Genomic DNA, 16,543 nt, shown 5'->3' with positions numbered 1-16,543 from the left:
AACGGTCACAATCGGATCAAGTACTCACGCAAGCGGTTTCCAAGTGAGCACACCCTTGAAAGCATCCGTAGAACGCCGGGGGGCGTGAGTGTGCTGAGGGCCCAGGGGGCGTGAGTGACGGGGTTCGTCTTTCTCCGGGTACGGGCCCACCGGCTCCTGCTCTCCGCGGCGGTTCTCGCCGTTCTGCTGACCGCCTCGGTACTGGCCGCGCTCACCGCCTTCTCCGGTTCCGTCGGTGACGCGGCGCTCCGCCACGCCCTCACCCACCGTTCGGCGGCCGACGCCTCGCTCGTGATGTCCGCGCAGGTGGCGCCCGCTCAGCGGGACGCGACCGACACGATCGCCCGGAGGACCGCCCGCGCCGCCTTCGACAGCCTTCCGGTGACCGTCCGGACGCTGGAGACCTCCGGGGCGTACGCGCTGCCGCGCGATCCGCGGGCCCCGAAAGCCCTGGATGGCGAGCCCGATCTCGCCCACTTCGCCTCGCTCGACCGCAGCCGGGTCCGGATCGCCGCGGGCCGCTTCCCGGCACCGGGCGACGGGAAGTCCGATGACCCCGTCCAGGTCGCCCTGCCCCGCCCCGCCGCCGAGGCGCTGAAGCTGAAGCCCGGTTCCCGGTTCACCGTCACCGACCGGCTGACCGACAAGCCGCTGCCCGTCCTGGTCACGGGCGTGTACGAGGTGTCCGACCCGGCCGATCCGTACTGGCAGCTGGACGAGCTCGGCGGGCGCGGCATCCGCAAGGTCGCCTTCACCACCTACGGTCCGCTGCTCACCGACCCGGCCGCGGCGCGCTCCGGACGGCTCAGTTCCGGGACGATGTCCTGGCTTGCGGCCGCCGATTTCCGCACCGTCACCACGGGGCGCATCGACTCCCTGCACGGCGCCGCCACCGCCGCTCCGAAGGCGCTGTTGGCCGCCCCCGAGTTCAAGAACGGTGCCACCGCGCGCACTTCGCTCCCCCTGGTGCTGGAGCAGATCGACCGGGCGCTGCTGGTCTCCCGCTCGACGCTGATGATCGTGGCCGTCCAGCTGGTGCTGCTCGCGGGATACGCGCTGCTGCTGGTGGCCCGGCTGCTGAGCAGCGAGCGCGACGGCGAGACCCGGCTGCTGCGGGCCCGGGGCGGGTCGCGCGGCCGCATCACGGCACTCGCCGCGATCGAGGCGTTGCTGCTCGCGCTGCCCGCCGCGCTGTTGGCCCCGCTGCTCGCCGGGCCGCTGACCCGGCTGCTCGCGGGGAGCGGTGCGCTGTCCCGGATCGGGCTCCGGATCGACGGCGGCGCCACCGCCACGGTGTGGCTGGTCGCCGTCGTCACCGCGCTCAGCTGCGCGCTGGCCGTCGTGGCGCCCGCGCTGACGGCGGGTGGCGGGGAACGCCGGGCGGGCCGGGGCTCGGCGCTGCCCGCGCCGCTGCGGGCGGGTGGGGACATCGCTCTGCTGCTGATCGCGGCGGTGGCGTACTGGCAGCTCGACCGGCGGGCCACGGGTGCCGGCGGCGGTGTGCTGAGCGGGGACCGGCAGGGCCGGCTCGGCATCGACCCGCTGCTGGTCGCGGCTCCCGCCCTGCTGCTGCTCGCGGGCACCGTACTGACGCTGCGGCTGCTGCCGCCCGCGGCCCGGCTCGCGGAGCGCGGCGCGGCGGGCGGCCGGGGGCTGATCATGGCCCTGTCCGGCTGGCAGTTCAGCCGGCGCCCGCTGCGCAACGCCGGGCCCGTGCTGCTGCTGGTCCTCGCGGTGGCGATGGGCATGCTGGCCATCGGACAGCGCGCCTCCTGGGACCGTTCGCAGAGCGACCAGGCGGACTTCAGGGCCGGTGCGTCGCTGCGCGTGATCACCGGTGTCGAGGACGATCCGGTGAAGTCGGGCGGGTACGCGCGGCTGCCGGGCGTACGCGACGCGGCGCCCGCGTTCCGCACCACCACCGAGCTCTCGGGCAACCGCACCGCCTCGGTCCTCGCCCTGGACACCGCGCACGCCGCCGAGCGGATGCTGATCCGCGACGATCTGGGCGACCGGCCGCGGGATCGGCTGTTCGACCCGCTCGACCCGCCGCGTACCGGACGGGCCGGGCTGGTGCTGCCGAAGAAGAGCGAGCGGATCGCGTTCGACGTGCGGATCACGGCGGTCGAGGCGTCCGGCCGGCCGGGCGACGAGCCGGTCCTCGCCGTGCTGCTGGAGGACCGCTACGGCCTGCCCTACCGGGTACCGGCCGGATCCGTACCCGTCGACGGCAGGGCGCACCCGATCACCCTCGCGGTGTCGGCCGCGGGTGACCTGGCCGTGACCGGCTTCGAGCTGAACGGCAACCGGCCGTCCGGCGCGAGCGAGACGTACCGCCTCGGCGTCAGCGCCCTGCGGACCGTCACTGCCGAAGGCACCGAGCAGCCGGTCCCGGTCCCCGAGGGCTTCCGCTGGGAAGCCGAACTGACCGGCTCCGGATCCGGTGCCGAGACGCGGGCCGGCGAACCGGTGGACGCGACGGCCTCCGCGAAGAGCCCGCTGGCCTTCACGTACGAGACCGGCGCCGCCAGCAACATGTGGGAGTACACGCCCGCCTACTCCGTACGGGTCACCGTGCCCCGCCCGAAGGCGCCCGCGCCGAAGGCCGTCGTCACCGACGCGTATCTGAAGGCCGCCGGGGCGAAGAAGGGGCAGCACGTCGATGTCACGCTGGCCGGCGAGACGGTCCGGGTGAGGATCGTGGACTCGGTGCGCCGGCTGCCGACCACCGGCGACGGCTCGAACGGCTCCGGGCCCGGGGGCCGGGACCGCGACGGCGGGGCCGTGCTGCTCGACCTCAGGGCCGTCGGCCAGGTCTTCGCGCAGCGTCCGGGCGCCGTGCTCACCGCCAACGAGTGGTGGCTGAGCGCCGCCCCCGGCCGGGCGGCGGAGGCGGCCGCCGCACTGCGGGCGCGGCCGGACACCGATCCGTCCCAGGTCCTGGTGCGGGACGAGATCGCGCGGGAGCTGGTCGGCGATCCGCTGGGCGCCGGGCCGCAGTCCGCGCTGCCTGCGGTGGCGGTGGTCGCCGCGGCCCTGGCGGCGGTCGGCTTCGCGGTGAGCGCCGTCGGCGCGCAGCGGGAACGGGCCGCCGAGTTCGCCGTCCTGCGGGCGCTGGGCACTCCGCGCCGCCGGCTGACCAGGATGATCGCCGCCGAGCAGAGCGTACTGATCGCGATCGCGCTGCTGGTCGGGACCGTGCTCGGGGCGGTGCTGAACCGCGCCGTCGTACCGCTCGTCGTACTGACCGGGCAGGCCACCGCGCCGGTGCCCGGGGTGCTGGTGCAATTGCCGGCCGGGCAGATCGCGGCGCTGCTGGCGGGCGTCGCCGCGCTGCCGCTGGTGGTCGTCGTGTCCCTCGCCCTGCGCGGTGCCGACCCCGCGGCCTCGCTGCGTGTCCAGGGGGACAACTGACATGACTCCGCGTTCCGTTCGAGACCGCAGCACCCCCGCCGGCGCGCCCTGGGTGCGCACCCGGCTGCGCACCGCGCCCGGCACCGCCTGGGCGCTGGCGCTGCTGGTGCTGGTCACGTCGTTCCTCGCGGCCCTCTTCCCGCGCGCGGTGGAGCGCCAGGGGACCGAGGGGCTGCACCACGACATCACCGCCGCCAGCCCCGGACACAGCGTCCTGGAGCTGAGCAGCCCGCAGCCCAGCCTCCAGCTGCTCCCGGCCGAGCGCGAGGCGGCGGTGCGCGGCGCGGCGCTGAAGGCCGTCCACGAGAGCGCGCGCGCCGCGCTGCCCGCCAAGGTGCGGCCCGGTGCCGCCGACTCCGCGTACGGCTTCAGCACCAGCCGGCCGATGCCCGCGCAGGAGACCTGGCTGCCCCGGCCCGACGGGCTCGACCCGCAGCTGAGCTACGCCACCCTGTCGGACCTCCCCCGCCACGCCGCACTGCGCTCCGGGGCCTGGCCCACCGTGCGCGGCACGGTCACCGAGGACACCGACGAGGTGGAGGGCGCGGTCACCGAGGAAACGGCGAAGGCGCTGGGGGCCCGGCCCGGCTCGACGATCTCCGTACCGACCCGGGCCGGGGAGCATCTGACCGTACGGATCACCGGCGTCGTCGCCCCCAGGGAGCCCCGGAACACCTACTGGTCGGCCGATCCGCTGTTCCGGACCCCGGCCCTGGTGCCCGAGCCGAACTCGATCCCGCCTCGCCCGTCCCCGCCTCGCTACTACTGGACCGCGGCCGTACTGCTGCCGCCGGACGCCGGGCCCGCCCTGCTCGGCTCGACCGGCGAGCCGGAGATGTTCTGGCGGTTCGCGCCGGACGCCTCCGGTCTGACCGCCGCCGGTGTGCCGGGGCTGCGCTCGGCGCTCGCCTCGCTGGAGAGCGGTCCGGGGCTGGTGCGGCTGCGGGCGATGGCCGGTGACAACGCGGCCTTCCGGACCGAACTGGACCAGATCCTCGCCGGGTACGCCACGCTGCGCGCGGCGATCGAGCCGGTCGTCACGGTGGCCGCCGTGGGCGTCGGGGCCGTCGCCGCCGTGGTGCTGCTGATGACAGCCGGGCTGATCGGCGGGCGGCGCCGGGAGGAACTGGCGCTGCTGCGGGCGCGCGGCGGTTCGCTTGCCGGGCTGGGCGGGCGGCTGCTCGCCGAGACGGCGGTGGTCGCGGTGCCCGCGGCGGCGCTGGGGCTGCTGGCCGCGCTGCCGTTCTTCGGACCGGCCAGGCTGTGGCCCTCGGTGGCCGGGCCGGCCGTCGTCGCCGCGCTGATCTGCGCCACGGTGCCGGTGGGGGCGGTGCTGCCGCATCGTCGGCCGCGGCTGCCCGGGACCCGCGACGATCTGATGGACGCCCGCCCGTCCCGGCTGCGTACGGTCGCCGAGCTCACCGTGCTGGTGCTGGCGGTGGGTGCGGTGGCCGGGCTGCGGCGGCGCGGTACGGCGGACGGCGACGGCGATCTGCTGGTCAGCGCGGCCCCGGTGCTCGTCGGGCTGATCGCAGCGCTGGTTCTGGTGCGGCTGCTGCCGTGGCCGCTGCGGCTGGCCTCGCGGGCCGTCGCCCGGCGGCGCGGGGCGGTCGGCTTCCTGTCGCTGGCCCGTGCCGGGCGGAGTTCGGCGGGCGGTGCGCTGCCGCTGCTCGCGCTGCTGCTCGCGCTGACCACGGCGGCGTTCGGCGGTTCGGTCCTCGCCGGGGTCTCGGACGCCCGGGACCGGGCGGCGGTGCTCTCGGTCGGCGCGGACGCCCGGATCAGCGGGCTGCTCGACGCGGCGCCGCTCCCGGCCCGCCTGGTCCGGGAGGTCCGGGCGGCGGACGGCGTACGGCAGGTGGCCGCGGTGCAGGTGGTGTCCGGGGTACCGATGCCGCCCGGCGCGGACGGCACCGGCAGCATGAAGAACACGGTCGTGCTGGGTGTCGACCCCGACACATACGCCGGGCTGGCCCGTACGGCGGACCTGGGGGCGTTCCCGGCCGACCGGCTGCGGGCGGGCAAGGGCAAGGCCGGGAGCGTGGTCGTGCCGGTGATCGCGTCGCCGTCCATCGCCGCGGAGCTGGGCGACGGGCCGCGCGACCTGACCACCCCGGCCGGGGACCTCAGGGTGCGGGTGGCCGGAATCGTGCCGCGTACCGCCGCCGTCCCCGACCACGACTTCCTGCTCGTCGACACCGCGGCGCTCACCCGGCAGCAGACCACCACCCTGCTGGTGGCCGGTGACCCGGACCCGAAGGCGCTGCGGGCCACGGCCCGGCAGGCGGGCAAGGGCATCTCCGTACAGCTGCGTGCCGAGGAGCGGGCGGCGTTCGTCGACACCCCGATGCAGCGGGGGGCGAGCGGGATCTACGCGGCGGCGGTCGCGGTCGGGGTGGGCTACGCCCTGCTGGCCGTCCTGCTGTCGCTGCTGCGCACCGCACCGGAGCGCACCGCCCTGCTGGCCCGGCTGCGGACCATGGGCCTCACCTCCCGGCAGGGCAGGCGGCTGCTGAGGCTGGAATCGCTGCCGCAGGCCCTGCCCGCGGCCCTCGGCGGGGTGCTGGTCGGCTGGGCGACGATCGCGCTGCTGGCCCCGGGCGTCGACCTCGCGGGGCTGGCGCTCTTCAACGGGCCGGGCGCCACCGTGCCGGACACCGCCCGGCTGCGGCCCGACCCGTGGTCGCTGACGCTCCCGGCGCTCGGCGTGCTCGTCCTCACCGCCGCCGTGGCCGCCGTCCAGGCCCGGTGGGCCGGCCGTCGCGGACCGAACACCGAACTCAGGGCAGGAGACCCCCGATGACGTCGCCGTCGGCCGACACCACACTCGCCGAGCTCGAAAAGCGCGCCACCGAGCGCCGCGACCGGCCCTCGTACGGGCACGACGCGCTGATCGCCTGCGACCGGCTGGTCCGCATCTTCTCCGCGGACGGGGTGGAGGTGCAGGCTCTCCAGGGCCTGGATCTCCTGGTCACCGAGGGCGAGTTGATGGCCCTGGTCGGCGCTTCGGGCAGCGGCAAGTCGACCCTGATGAACATCCTGGCGGGCCTCGACGTGCCGACGGCCGGGTCGGCGAAGGTCGCGGGCTGCGATCTGCTGTCGATGGGGCCGAAGGAGCGGCTCCGCTACCGGCGGGACGTCGTCGGGTTCGTCTGGCAGCAGACCGCCCGCAATCTGCTCCCGTACCTCACCGCGATCCAGAACGTCACCCTGCCGATGCAGCTGCGCGGCCGGGGCCGGGTCCGGGGTGCCGAACGGGCCGCCCGCGCCGAGGAACTGCTGCGGATCCTGGAGGTCGCGGACTGCCGCGACCGGCGCCCGCAGCAGCTCTCCGGCGGTCAGCAGCAGCGGGTGGCGATCGCGGTCGCGCTCGCCAACAACCCGTCGGTGCTGCTCGCCGACGAACCGACCGGTGAGCTCGACTCGACCACCGGCGAGCAGGTCTTCGCGGCGTTCCGCCGCGCCAACGAGGAGCTCGGCACCACGATCGTGATCGTCACGCACGACCAGGCGGTGGCCGACGAGGTCCGCCGCACGGTCGCCATCCGGGACGGCCGTACGTCCTCCGAGGTGCTGCGCCGCACCGAGGTCGACGCCGCCACGGGCCTGGAGTCCCAGGTGGCCCGGGAGTACGCGATGCTCGACCGCGCCGGCCGGCTGCAACTGCCCGCCGACTACACGGAGGCGCTCGGGATGGAGCACCGGGTGATGCTGGAGCTGGAGCACGACCACATCGGGGTCTGGCCGGACGACCAGCCGCGCCCGTGACGGCTGTTGGTGGTGCTGGCCCCAGGTCGTTTCGGCCGGGTGGCCCGATGTTCCCGCGCCACGACAGCCCTTAGCGTCGTGCGGGAGTCATCCACCTGATCCCGAGGAGCACCATGCGCGTCGCCATGCTGGCCGCCGCCGGCCTGGGCCTGACCGGCTTACTCGCGGGCGGTGTGCCCGCGTCGGCCACCCCCGCAACACCCTCCTTCCGCCAGCGGCTCGTCTGGGGCCCCTGCTCACCGCAGCAGCGGGAGCTGAACGAGGCGGGTGCGCAGTGCACGGAGGTGACCGTCCCGCTCGACTACTCCGACCCCGGCGGCCGGACGATCCGGATCGCCGTCTCCCGTATCAGGACCACCGCGAAGCACGGGCAGCGGCGGGGCATCCTGCTGTCGAACCCGGGCGGTCCTGGCGGCACCGGGCTCGCCAACACGCTTCATCTGCGGCCCGCGTTGAAGGACGCCGCCGACCGCTACGACCTGATCGGCTTCGACCCCCGCTTCCTCGGCGAGTCCACCCCCGTCACCTGCGACCCCGCCGCCCCGGCGCCCGCACCCGGCCCGGCCACGACCCGCCGCGAGGACTTCGAGCGGTCGGTACGGTCCGCCCGCGACACCGCCCGCCGCTGCCAGGAGCACGGGGACAACGCACAGCTCCTCCCCCACGCCACGTCCCGGAACGTCGCCCGCGACATGGACGCGATCCGCGCGGCACTGGGCGAGCGCAGGCTGTCGTACTACGGCGTCTCGTACGGTGCCGATCTGGGCGCCGTCTACACCCAGATGTTCCCCCGCCGCGCCGACCGCGTCGTCATCGACTCCTCGACCGACCCGTCGGCCTCCCAGTACGAACTCTTCCAGCGGGCGGGCAAGCCGCTCGAGGAGGCGCTGGACGCCTGGGCCGGGTGGACCGCCCGGCACGACGACACCTACCGGCTCGGCAGCACGCGGGCCGAAGTGCGGTCGAGCGTCCAGCGGTTGCTCGACGGGGCCGAGCGGCGCCCGGTCACCGTCTCCGGCGTCCGGCTCGACGCACCGCTGCTGCGGCTGGTGCTGAGGCAGCTCATCCAGCACGAGGAGTACGACCCGGCGCTCGCCGGTACGGTGCGGGACCTGGCCGACGCCGCGGCGGGCCGGCCGGTCGAGCCCGGCCCGGAGCTCGCCGCCATGCTGGAGCTGCTCGCCTCGCCCGAGCTGGCGGACAGCATGCTGGGCGGGGCCCTCTTCATGTGCGGCGACAGCGGCTGGCCGGCCGGTGGCTGGCCCGGGGACCCGGAGACGTACTGGAGGAACATGGAGGCCAGTCGCGCCACCCAGCCCGTCTTCGGCCCGCTCGTCAACGGCATGATGGCCCCGTGCGCGTTCTGGAGAAGCACCTCCCGCGAACCCGCCACGGTGATCGGCAACGACGTACCCGTGCTGATGCTCCAGGCCCGGCGCGACAACAACGTCCCGTACGAAGGGGCGTTGGCTCTGCACCACCGCCTGACCGGCTCACGGCTGGTGACGGCGGACATCCGCTCGCACGGGGTGTACGGGCGCGGCCTCGACGGCCTCACCCCCGTCCCCTGCGCCGACGGAGCCGTCAACGACTACCTGCGGGACGGCACGCTCCCCGCCGCCGACCTGACCTGCCCGCGCACCGGGGAGGACCGGTGATCAGCAGACGTACGGGCCTGGCGGCCACGGCGGCGGCCCTGCTCACCGGAGCCTCCGGCCCCGCGGCGACGGCCGCGCCCCGCCGCGGTCCCGGGCTCGGCACCCACCTCCAGGACGATTTGGACGCGATCCTCGCCACCGGAGCCACCGGCGTACTGGCCGAGGTCCAGGACGCCCGCGGCCGCACCACGGCCCGCGCCGGCTCCGTCGGCCCGGGGGACCGGCGGCACCCGGTGCCCCGGGACGCCTACTACCGGATCGGCAGCGACACCAAGACCTTCACGGCCACGCTCGCCCTCCAGCTGGTGGGCGAGGGACGGCTCGCGCTCACGGACACCGTCGAGCGGTGGCTGCCCGGCGCGGTGCGGGGCAACGGCAACGACGGCCGCAGGATCACCGTCGCCGACCTGCTGCGCCAGACCAGCGGCCTGAACGACTATCTCGCCGTCTCACCCGACGCGGCCGACGCGTTCACCCCGGCCGGGTATCACCGTTCGCGGTTTCGCACCACGGCCCCCGAGGACCAGCTGAAGGCGGCCCTGAGCCGGCCGCCCCTGTGGGTGCCGGACGCCGGACGGCCCGTCCCGGAACGGCGCTGGGGCTACTCCAACACCAACTACGTGGTGGCGGGCCTGATCATCGAGCGGGTGACCGGCAACTCCTGGGCGCAGGAGATCCACGACCGGATCATCGGCCCGCTGGGTCTGCGCCACACCCTCACGCCGGGAACCTCGCCGTACCTGCCCGAGCCGACGGCCACCGCGCACACCTGGTTCCCCGGCTGCGCCCGGCCGACCGACACGACGCTGGCCTCCGGCGGCGGGGCGGACGGTTCCGTCATCAGCACCACCCACGACCACGGGGTCTTCCTGCGTGCCCTGATGAGCGGCCGGCTGCTGCGCCCGGCCCAGCTGGCCGCGATGAAGGAGACGGTCGTGGCCGAGGACTGGATCGCGGCGCCGGGAGTCCGTTACGGGCTGGGCATCGCCTGGCGCCCGGTGGCCGGGAGCGACGGCGGGATCTGGTTCCACGGCGGAACCCATCTGGGGATCGTCTCCGAGAGCGGGGTGACGCCGGACGGCTCGCGGGCCGCGACCAGCGCCACGTTCACCCTGCGGATGGGCGACCCGGCCCAGGACGCCCAGGACGCGGCCGCGCGACGTCTGGTGGACCGGGCCCTGACCGGATAGGTGGGCCGGTCGCTCAGCCCGTGCCCACCGACACGGCGAGCGTGCCGAGCCCGCTGCCCGGTCCGCGCAGGGCCACCGAGCCGTACGGGGTGCGCAGCCGGAGCCAGGACCCGGCCGCGAGCAGGGCGACGGGAAAGTCCGGCGCGGGGCGGAGGAATCCCAGCGACTGGGCGGCGTGGACAGCCCGCAGCGGAAGCCCGGTACCGGCGACCGTGCGCGACCAGATCTCGCGGCCGATCAGGTCCCGCTCCGCCCGGGTACGACGCTCCTCGGGCAGCGCCTCGTCGCGGGAGCGGAACTCCGCCACCGCCGCGGTGACCGCCGCCCGCAGGGAGACCGGGTCGGGCAGTCCGGACAGTGCGCGCCAGCCGCCGCGGGGCGGGAGGACCCCCGTCCACGGCGGTCCGGTGACCGGTGCGGGCATGACGCCCGAACCGGCTGCCGCGCCCTCGACGTCGAGGGATTCGAGGAGTTCACCGGCGGACACGGTGACGTCGAAGCCGTCGTCCGGTCCGGCCAGCCGCGCCGCCCGGATCGCCAGGACCTCGAACGACGGCGGCCTGCCGAACACGGCCAGCGCACCGCCGCCCGCCTGCATCCGCACCGCGGCGGCCCGGTCGTAGTGGAGCAGCCGGCCGAGGAAGGCCGCGAGATCCGCGGCCTCCCTCGTGTCGGCGAACTCCAGCAACCGTACGGGCACCGTCATGCTGCGGCGGGCTCCTCGGCCAGGTACTGCTGGAGGAAGAGCTTCTCCTCGGCGGAGATCCGCCGGGGCCGCTCCTCGGCCAGGTCGTACGGCACGACGACGGTCGAGGCCCGGACGTACACCTGGTCCGGGTCCTTGATCTCGTACGCGATCGTCAGCGACGCGGCACCGATCTTCGTGACCCACGACTCGACGGTCACCGGCTCGTGCCGGTGGACCAGCGGCCGTACGTAGTCGATCTCGTGCCGGGCCACGACGGAGCCGCCCGCGAAGGACGGCGAGCCGTCCCCCGGCGCCAGCCGGAACATGAAGTCGATCCGCGCCTCCTCCAGGTAGCGGAGGAAGACCACGTTGTTCACATGGCCGAAGGCGTCCATGTCCGACCAGCGCAGCGGGCAGTTGTAAATGTGACGAGCCAAGACGATCAGCCTCGCGTGAGCTTCTTGTACGTGGCACGGTGCGGGCGGGCCGCGTCCGCGCCGAGGCGCTCGACCTTGTTCTTCTCGTACGACTCGAAGTTACCTTCGAACCAGTACCACTTGGAGTCGCCCTCGTACGCCAGGATGTGCGTGGCGACTCGGTCCAGGAACCAGCGGTCGTGGGAGATGACCACCGCGGCGCCCGGGAACTCCAGGAGGGCGTTCTCCAGCGAGGACAGGGTCTCGACGTCGAGGTCGTTGGTGGGCTCGTCGAGGAGCAGCAGGTTGCCGCCCTCCTTGAGCGTCAGCGCCAGGTTGAGGCGGTTGCGCTCACCACCGGAGAGGACGCCGGCCGGCTTCTGCTGGTCCGGGCCCTTGAAGCCGAACGCGGAGACGTACGCCCGCGAGGGCATCTCGACCTGGCCGACGTTGATGTAGTCCAGCTCGTCCGAGACGACGGCCCAGAGGGTCTTCTTCGGGTCGATGTTGGCGCGGGACTGGTCGACGTAGGAGATCTTGACCGTGTCACCGATCTTGACCGAGCCGCTGTCGGGGGACTCCAGGCCCTGGATCATCTTGAACAGCGTGGTCTTGCCCGCGCCGTTCGGACCGATGATGCCGACGATGCCGTTGCGCGGCAGTGTGAACGAGAGGTCGTCGATGAGGACCTTGTCGCCGAAGGCCTTCGAGAGGTTCTCGACCTCGACGACGATGGAACCGAGGCGCGGGCCCGGCGGGATCTGGATCTCCTCGAAGTCCAGCTTCCGCATCTTGTCCGCCTCGGCCGCCATCTCCTCGTAACGGGCGAGACGGGCCTTGGACTTGGTCTGCCGGCCCTTGGCGTTGGAGCGGACCCACTCCAGCTCTTCCTTGAGCCGCTTGGCGCGCTTCTCGTCCTTGCGGCCCTCGACCTTGAGGCGGGTGGCCTTCTTGTCGAGGTACGTGGAGTAGTTGCCCTCGTACGGAAGGGCGCGGCCGCGGTCGAGCTCGAGGATCCACTCGGCGACGTTGTTCAGGAAGTACCTGTCGTGCGTGACGGCGACGACGGCGCCGGAGTACTTCGAGAGGTGCTGCTCCAGCCAGTTGACCGACTCGGCGTCGAGGTGGTTGGTGGGCTCGTCGAGGAGCAGCAGGTCGGGGGCCTCGATCAGCAGCTTGCAGAGCGCGACGCGGCGCTTCTCGCCACCGGAGAGGTTGACGACCGGCCAGTCGCCGGGCGGGCAGCCCAGCGCGTCCATGGCCTGCTCCAGCTGCGCGTCCAGGTCCCACGCGTTGGCGTGGTCCAGGTCCTCCTGGAGCTTGCCCATCTCCTCCATCAGCGCGTCGGAGTAGTCGGTCGCCATGAGCTCGGCGACCTCGTTGAAGCGCTTGAGCTTGCCCATGATCTCGGCGGCGCCGTCCTGGACGTTCTCCAGGACCGTCTTCGACTCGTCGAGGTGCGGCTCCTGCATGAGGATGCCGACACTGAAACCGGGCGACAGGAACGCGTCGCCGTTGGACGGGTGCTCCAGGCCCGCCATGATCTTCAGCACCGTGGACTTACCGGCGCCGTTGGGACCCACCACACCGATCTTCGCCCCAGGCAGGAAGTTCAGGTTGACGTCATCAAGGATCACCTTGTCGCCGTGCGCCTTGCGCGTCTTGCGCATGGTGTAGATGTACTCAGCCAAGAGAAACCGTCCGGCAATCGATGTGTGGGCAGATACACCCCATCTTGCCTGACGTCCATCCCAGGATGGAAACCAGTCTCATCAGGGACCCGTGACCTGCCCCTTCACTGTCCCCGCTCGTAGCTGATCTGTCACTGGTTGTCGCCGCCGATCACTGCCGAGCACCCTCGCACGGCCCAGGGACGGCCCAGGAACGATCACTCGGCGGACGTCGCCCGCTCATCGAGCCCGACCTTCACCTTCGGGCTATCGCCCGGTGGGAATCTCGTAAACGATCTCGCACAAGGCGGCGGGCACGACGATATCCGCGGTCTCCACGGGTCGGCCTTGGTCGCTGTAGTACGTCCGCCTGATATGGGTGACGAGAGCCGCCTTCTGGATGCCGAGAAGCGAAGCCTCCTCGGCAGTCGCCTGCCGCGGCTCCGGCTGCTCGACAGCGTGGCTGACCGTGATGCCGATCGCAGCCATGCGGTTCACAACGCCCGCCCCGGCGTGCGGCCCGCCCTCGGGGAGAACGACGAGTGTGCCGGCGGTGAGGTCGTACGGCTCCCAGCTCGTCGACAACTGCACCGGCTTACCGTCGGCCAGGAACTCGTACACGGTACGGACGCACAGGTCGCCTTCGGCGACACCGAGCCGCGCCGCGATCTCCGCCGGTGCCGGAACCTTGGCCTCGGTCCGGCTCTCCCGGTCCCCGCGCCTGCCCACAGCCTGCATGTCCGCACGGAACGGGGAATCGTCACGCTGTTCGCGTGCCGATGAACGGACCACCCGGACACGCCGACGAGGTTCGGCGACATACGTACCGGAACCCGCGCGGCCTTCCAGAACACCCTGGGAGATCAGCAGCTCCTGCGCCCGGCGGACCACGTTCTCGCCGACGCCGCACTCCTGGCCGATCTGAGCACGTGAGGGCAGCCGGTCCCCCGGCGTCCACTCGTGCTCCGCGATCCGTTGTCGAATAACGTCCGCGATGCGGAGATAAGGCGGCTGCTCAGGCATATGGAAAATCTAGTCCACTAGCTCTAATCTAGTTAACTAGCCTCACGTACTGCGATCACTTGGCGACGGAGATACCTGTGCCCGCTTCCGAACTGAGCGTCGAGGGCATCGCCGCCCGGTTGTCCGCCGCCGGGCTGACCACGCGCGCGATGCAGCGCAGCTGCCGCACATCGATCGAAGCGGAGGTTCCGGACGACTTCCCCGCCGACTCATGGCGGGAGGTCCTGGATGCAGTGGCGAAGGCCGATCGATTCGGCCTCTTCGCGAGCAACGTGGACGGCCGCGTCTTATGGGCAGCCGTACACAAAGCGGTCCCCGCGACGGGCGATGTCCGGGGACCTGGCCATCAGCGATAGGAGCTGATCAGCATGTTCAACCGTATCCGCGGTGCCGTCTCACGCACCAGTGAGCGGTACTTCCCGAGGGGCCGGCACCACCGCCCCTTAACACCCGCCCACTCGACGGCCGTTCACCTCGGACTCGCCAACTCCCCTGCACCGCACATGGGGCGGTTTCGAGACGGCATGGGTGTTCTCGCAGACGACGAGATCGCGCTCGTCCGCCCGTACGTGCTGGCAAGCGGCGAAGGTGCGATGAGGCTCTCAACGGCCGTAGCTCACACTCCCTTCGCGCAAACCTGGTTCGCACCGCCGGAGGCGACCTGATGCCTTCTCATCAGCGACCAGGCGTGACGAAGGCGGAAGCCACTCCCTACAGATCGAGCTCGTGCCTGATTGGTACGCACGGTGAGTGCGCGCATTCCTCCCCCACCGTGGCACCGATCGGCGTCCCCGTGGTCTACGAAGCGTGCAACTGCCCCTGCCGCCCTTCCGCTTCAGGAGAGGTGCCCCAGTGAGCAGATGGACGCCTAGTGGTGCGCTTGCCGCCACCGTCGAAATCACCGCGACCAGCGTGCAGCGAGGCGATGTGACCCAGATCGGAGGTCAGCCGTGTCGCGTGGCCGACCTCCTCCAGCTTGCAGGTGCGGCAAAGCGGCTTCGTTTCGAGTCGGGAGAGTTGCTGACCATGCACTCCCGGACCCGCCTCATCGCCCTGCGAATGCTGAGAAGGAGGTGATTCCATCCGTGGCTCCTCGCCGTGATGTCATCGCCGACGACCTCCGGACACAGATCTCAACCGGCCGCATCAAGACTGGCGAACGTCTCCCTTCGGAGGCACAGCTCGCCTCCCGCTACGCGGTCAGCACGCCGACGCTGCGTAGCGCCCTCGCAGTGCTCCAAGGCGAAGGGCTCGTCGAGAAGATTCACGGCAAGGGGAACTTCGTCCGCCACCCCCTCCGCAGAATCACGTACGTCGGCGGTGGCCGCACTCCCCTCGCTCAGACCGCGCCCGATCCGGCTCTACGTATGACCGTCCGCACCACTCATACGCCAGCGAGAGGGCATCTGACCGCTCTGCTGAGGGTGTCGGCAAGCAGCCCGCTGACCGAATTCCTCTGCCTCAGCCACGAGGGGAAGTCACCGCACAGCCTGGCTCGTATCTATGTCCCCCGCGACTTGGCGCCGGCCGACGGTTCGAGCGAATCACTCTGCTGCGAGGCGGCATTGGTCAGGCTGACCGAGCTCCGTCCCCCGCTGGCCGAGGTTCGGGAGCGGGTCAGCGCACGCTGCCCGTGGAGGCAGCGCTCCTGGTTCTTCCCGGCGACCGCGCCGACGCGCTCTTCACCCACCACACGATGACCGAAGAAGGGGAGCCGGAATGATGACGACCCACAACGAAATGCGACTCCTCCCGTGGTCCGGCCCCGAGGGCAAACCGTGCTTCCTGAGCACCGACGACAACGGCGGCCACCTGTCCCGCCTGGCCGACAGCACCGAAGCGGTACAACTCGGCATGGCGGCTGAGCTCTTGGAGCATGCGTCAGAAGTACTCGGCGACGAGGAGGCCGAGCTGAAAGAGCTACGAAACCTGGCGACGGACCTGACTGGAGCCCTACACAACGTGATCCGTGTGGCAACAAGCCGCGGCCACCGCCTACCGATACCGGATTCTCTCCGCTCGCGAAGGTGGCGACGAGGGCCCTCGGCTGCTGGCGGCAGCCTTCGGCTAGCGGTAACGCATATCCAACGACAGAGAAGCCCCAGACCGGTACTGGGGCTTCTCTGTTGGATCCACTCCCTCGCTCACCGCTAGGCGATCGCGGGTGCACGCTTTCCGACTCTGCATGGCCGTGTTCATCCTGGTTCGCACACGTCCACTCGCCAGGTCACAGCTGGGCTCGCCGGGGAACTGAACGACCACGTGTGACGGCGAACGAGACTACGGATGAGACCGCGCCGACGGGCCGGGCCAAGCACGTTCTCCCGTGCCTACCGCTTCCTGCGGATCTCGCTCTTCTTCGCCTTGGCTTCCCTCTCCTTACGCTGCGCAACGCCGTAGGCAGACCAGGAGCCCTGGTGCTTCGCGCAACGAGAGGTGCCGACCACTGCGAGGTTCCGGCACGCTGCACCAGCTTTGGTGCGAGCGCCACACCTGGACTGAGATGCCATTCCATACCCCCTACGAAGAGGCCAGGTAACTCCAGACCCAGGCAGGCTTCCATGTCGGACTTGAACGGGGTAGGCGTATACGAGAGGCATGGGAGCACGTTCAGGGTCGCCACCGAAGCAGACCGGTAGGAGCTTCAGCCGGCAGCGGTTCAGGTTGAGCGTGGAAGCTCGGTCCGGGTAGCCCTGCCGTGACGGCTTTCAAGAGC

General features: G+C 72.1%; 10 protein-coding genes and 1 pseudogene. 7 read left to right on the top strand and 4 right to left on the bottom strand.

The features are described 5' to 3' along the window. Positions 1–114: 114 nt before the first annotated feature. The 5 genes from OHA19_RS26460 (at position 115) to OHA19_RS26440 (ending at position 10,030) form a co-directional block, all read left to right on the top strand. Entirely contained in the window at positions 115–3,414 is a 3,300-nt protein-coding gene (locus OHA19_RS26460; RefSeq protein WP_405751896.1) for an FtsX-like permease family protein, read from the top strand. Between the two features lies 1 nt (position 3,415). Next, complete coding sequence (locus OHA19_RS26455; protein WP_405712738.1) at positions 3,416–6,217, top strand: FtsX-like permease family protein; 2,802 nt, start codon at positions 3,416–3,418, stop codon at positions 6,215–6,217. Then, on the top strand, positions 6,214–7,182 hold the full coding sequence (locus OHA19_RS26450; RefSeq protein WP_405712740.1) for an ATP-binding cassette domain-containing protein: 969 nt from the start codon (positions 6,214–6,216) through the stop codon (positions 7,180–7,182). Before OHA19_RS26455 ends, OHA19_RS26450 begins: the two co-directional genes overlap by 4 nt. Positions 7,183–7,295: 113 nt before the next feature. Continuing rightward, positions 7,296–8,840, top strand: a complete 1,545-nt coding sequence (locus OHA19_RS26445; protein WP_405751893.1) for an alpha/beta hydrolase — start codon at positions 7,296–7,298, stop codon at positions 8,838–8,840. Next, positions 8,837–10,030: a serine hydrolase domain-containing protein gene (locus tag OHA19_RS26440; protein WP_405751891.1), complete on the top strand. Its 1,194-nt coding sequence runs from the start codon at positions 8,837–8,839 to the stop codon at positions 10,028–10,030. The genes OHA19_RS26445 and OHA19_RS26440 overlap by 4 nt, the downstream gene beginning before the upstream one ends. A gap of 13 nt (positions 10,031–10,043) precedes the next feature. On the opposite strand, the gene OHA19_RS26435 is transcribed toward OHA19_RS26440, so the two are convergent. The 4 genes from OHA19_RS26435 to OHA19_RS26420 all read right to left on the bottom strand — a co-directional run bounded on the left by OHA19_RS26435 (position 10,044) and on the right by OHA19_RS26420 (position 13,827). Then, on the bottom strand, positions 10,044–10,736 hold the full coding sequence (locus OHA19_RS26435) for a hypothetical protein (protein WP_405712746.1): 693 nt from the start codon (positions 10,734–10,736) through the stop codon (positions 10,044–10,046). Next, the gene (locus tag OHA19_RS26430) at positions 10,733–11,155 is read right to left on the bottom strand and encodes a thioesterase family protein (RefSeq protein ID WP_124717647.1); all 423 of its coding nucleotides are present in this window, start codon (positions 11,153–11,155) and stop codon (positions 10,733–10,735) included. The genes OHA19_RS26435 and OHA19_RS26430 overlap by 4 nt, the downstream gene beginning before the upstream one ends. Before the next feature lie 5 nt (positions 11,156–11,160). Beyond that, positions 11,161–12,825, bottom strand: a complete 1,665-nt coding sequence (gene ettA / locus OHA19_RS26425) for an energy-dependent translational throttle protein EttA (protein ID WP_405712748.1) — start codon at positions 12,823–12,825, stop codon at positions 11,161–11,163. A gap of 246 nt (positions 12,826–13,071) precedes the next feature. Further along, positions 13,072–13,827, bottom strand: coding sequence for a GntR family transcriptional regulator (locus tag OHA19_RS26420; protein ID WP_405751888.1), 756 nt, complete (start codon positions 13,825–13,827; stop codon positions 13,072–13,074). A gap of 77 nt (positions 13,828–13,904) precedes the next feature. Here OHA19_RS26420 and OHA19_RS26415 point away from each other — a divergent pair, with 77 nt between their 5' ends. Together OHA19_RS26415 and OHA19_RS26410 are read left to right on the top strand one after the other, a co-directional pair. Then, positions 13,905–14,183 carry a hypothetical protein gene (locus OHA19_RS26415; protein ID WP_405751886.1) on the top strand — a complete coding sequence of 93 codons (279 nt, stop codon included), beginning with the start codon at positions 13,905–13,907 and terminating at the stop codon, positions 14,181–14,183. Between the two features lie 717 nt (positions 14,184–14,900). Continuing rightward, a pseudogene (locus tag OHA19_RS26410) lies at positions 14,901–15,550 on the top strand (GntR family transcriptional regulator). Positions 15,551–16,543 lie beyond the last annotated feature (993 nt).

This window comes from Streptomyces sp. NBC_00012 (assembly GCF_045040875.1).
GTDB lineage: Bacteria > Actinomycetota > Actinomycetes > Streptomycetales > Streptomycetaceae > Streptomyces.
This window is presented reverse-complemented; position numbering and strand designations above follow the sequence as displayed.

Excerpts from the sequence above, each read along its gene's own strand:
- OHA19_RS26420 (WP_405751888.1), bottom strand. The coding sequence starts at position 13,827 with ATGCCTGAGCAGCCGCCTTATCTCCGCATCGCGGACGTTATTCGACAA.
- OHA19_RS26450 (WP_405712740.1), top strand. The coding sequence starts at position 6,214 with ATGACGTCGCCGTCGGCCGACACCACACTCGCCGAGCTCGAAAAGCGC.
- OHA19_RS26445 (WP_405751893.1), top strand. The coding sequence starts at position 7,296 with ATGCGCGTCGCCATGCTGGCCGCCGCCGGCCTGGGCCTGACCGGCTTA.
- OHA19_RS26435 (WP_405712746.1), bottom strand. The coding sequence starts at position 10,736 with ATGACGGTGCCCGTACGGTTGCTGGAGTTCGCCGACACGAGGGAGGCC.
- OHA19_RS26455 (WP_405712738.1), top strand. The coding sequence starts at position 3,416 with ATGACTCCGCGTTCCGTTCGAGACCGCAGCACCCCCGCCGGCGCGCCC.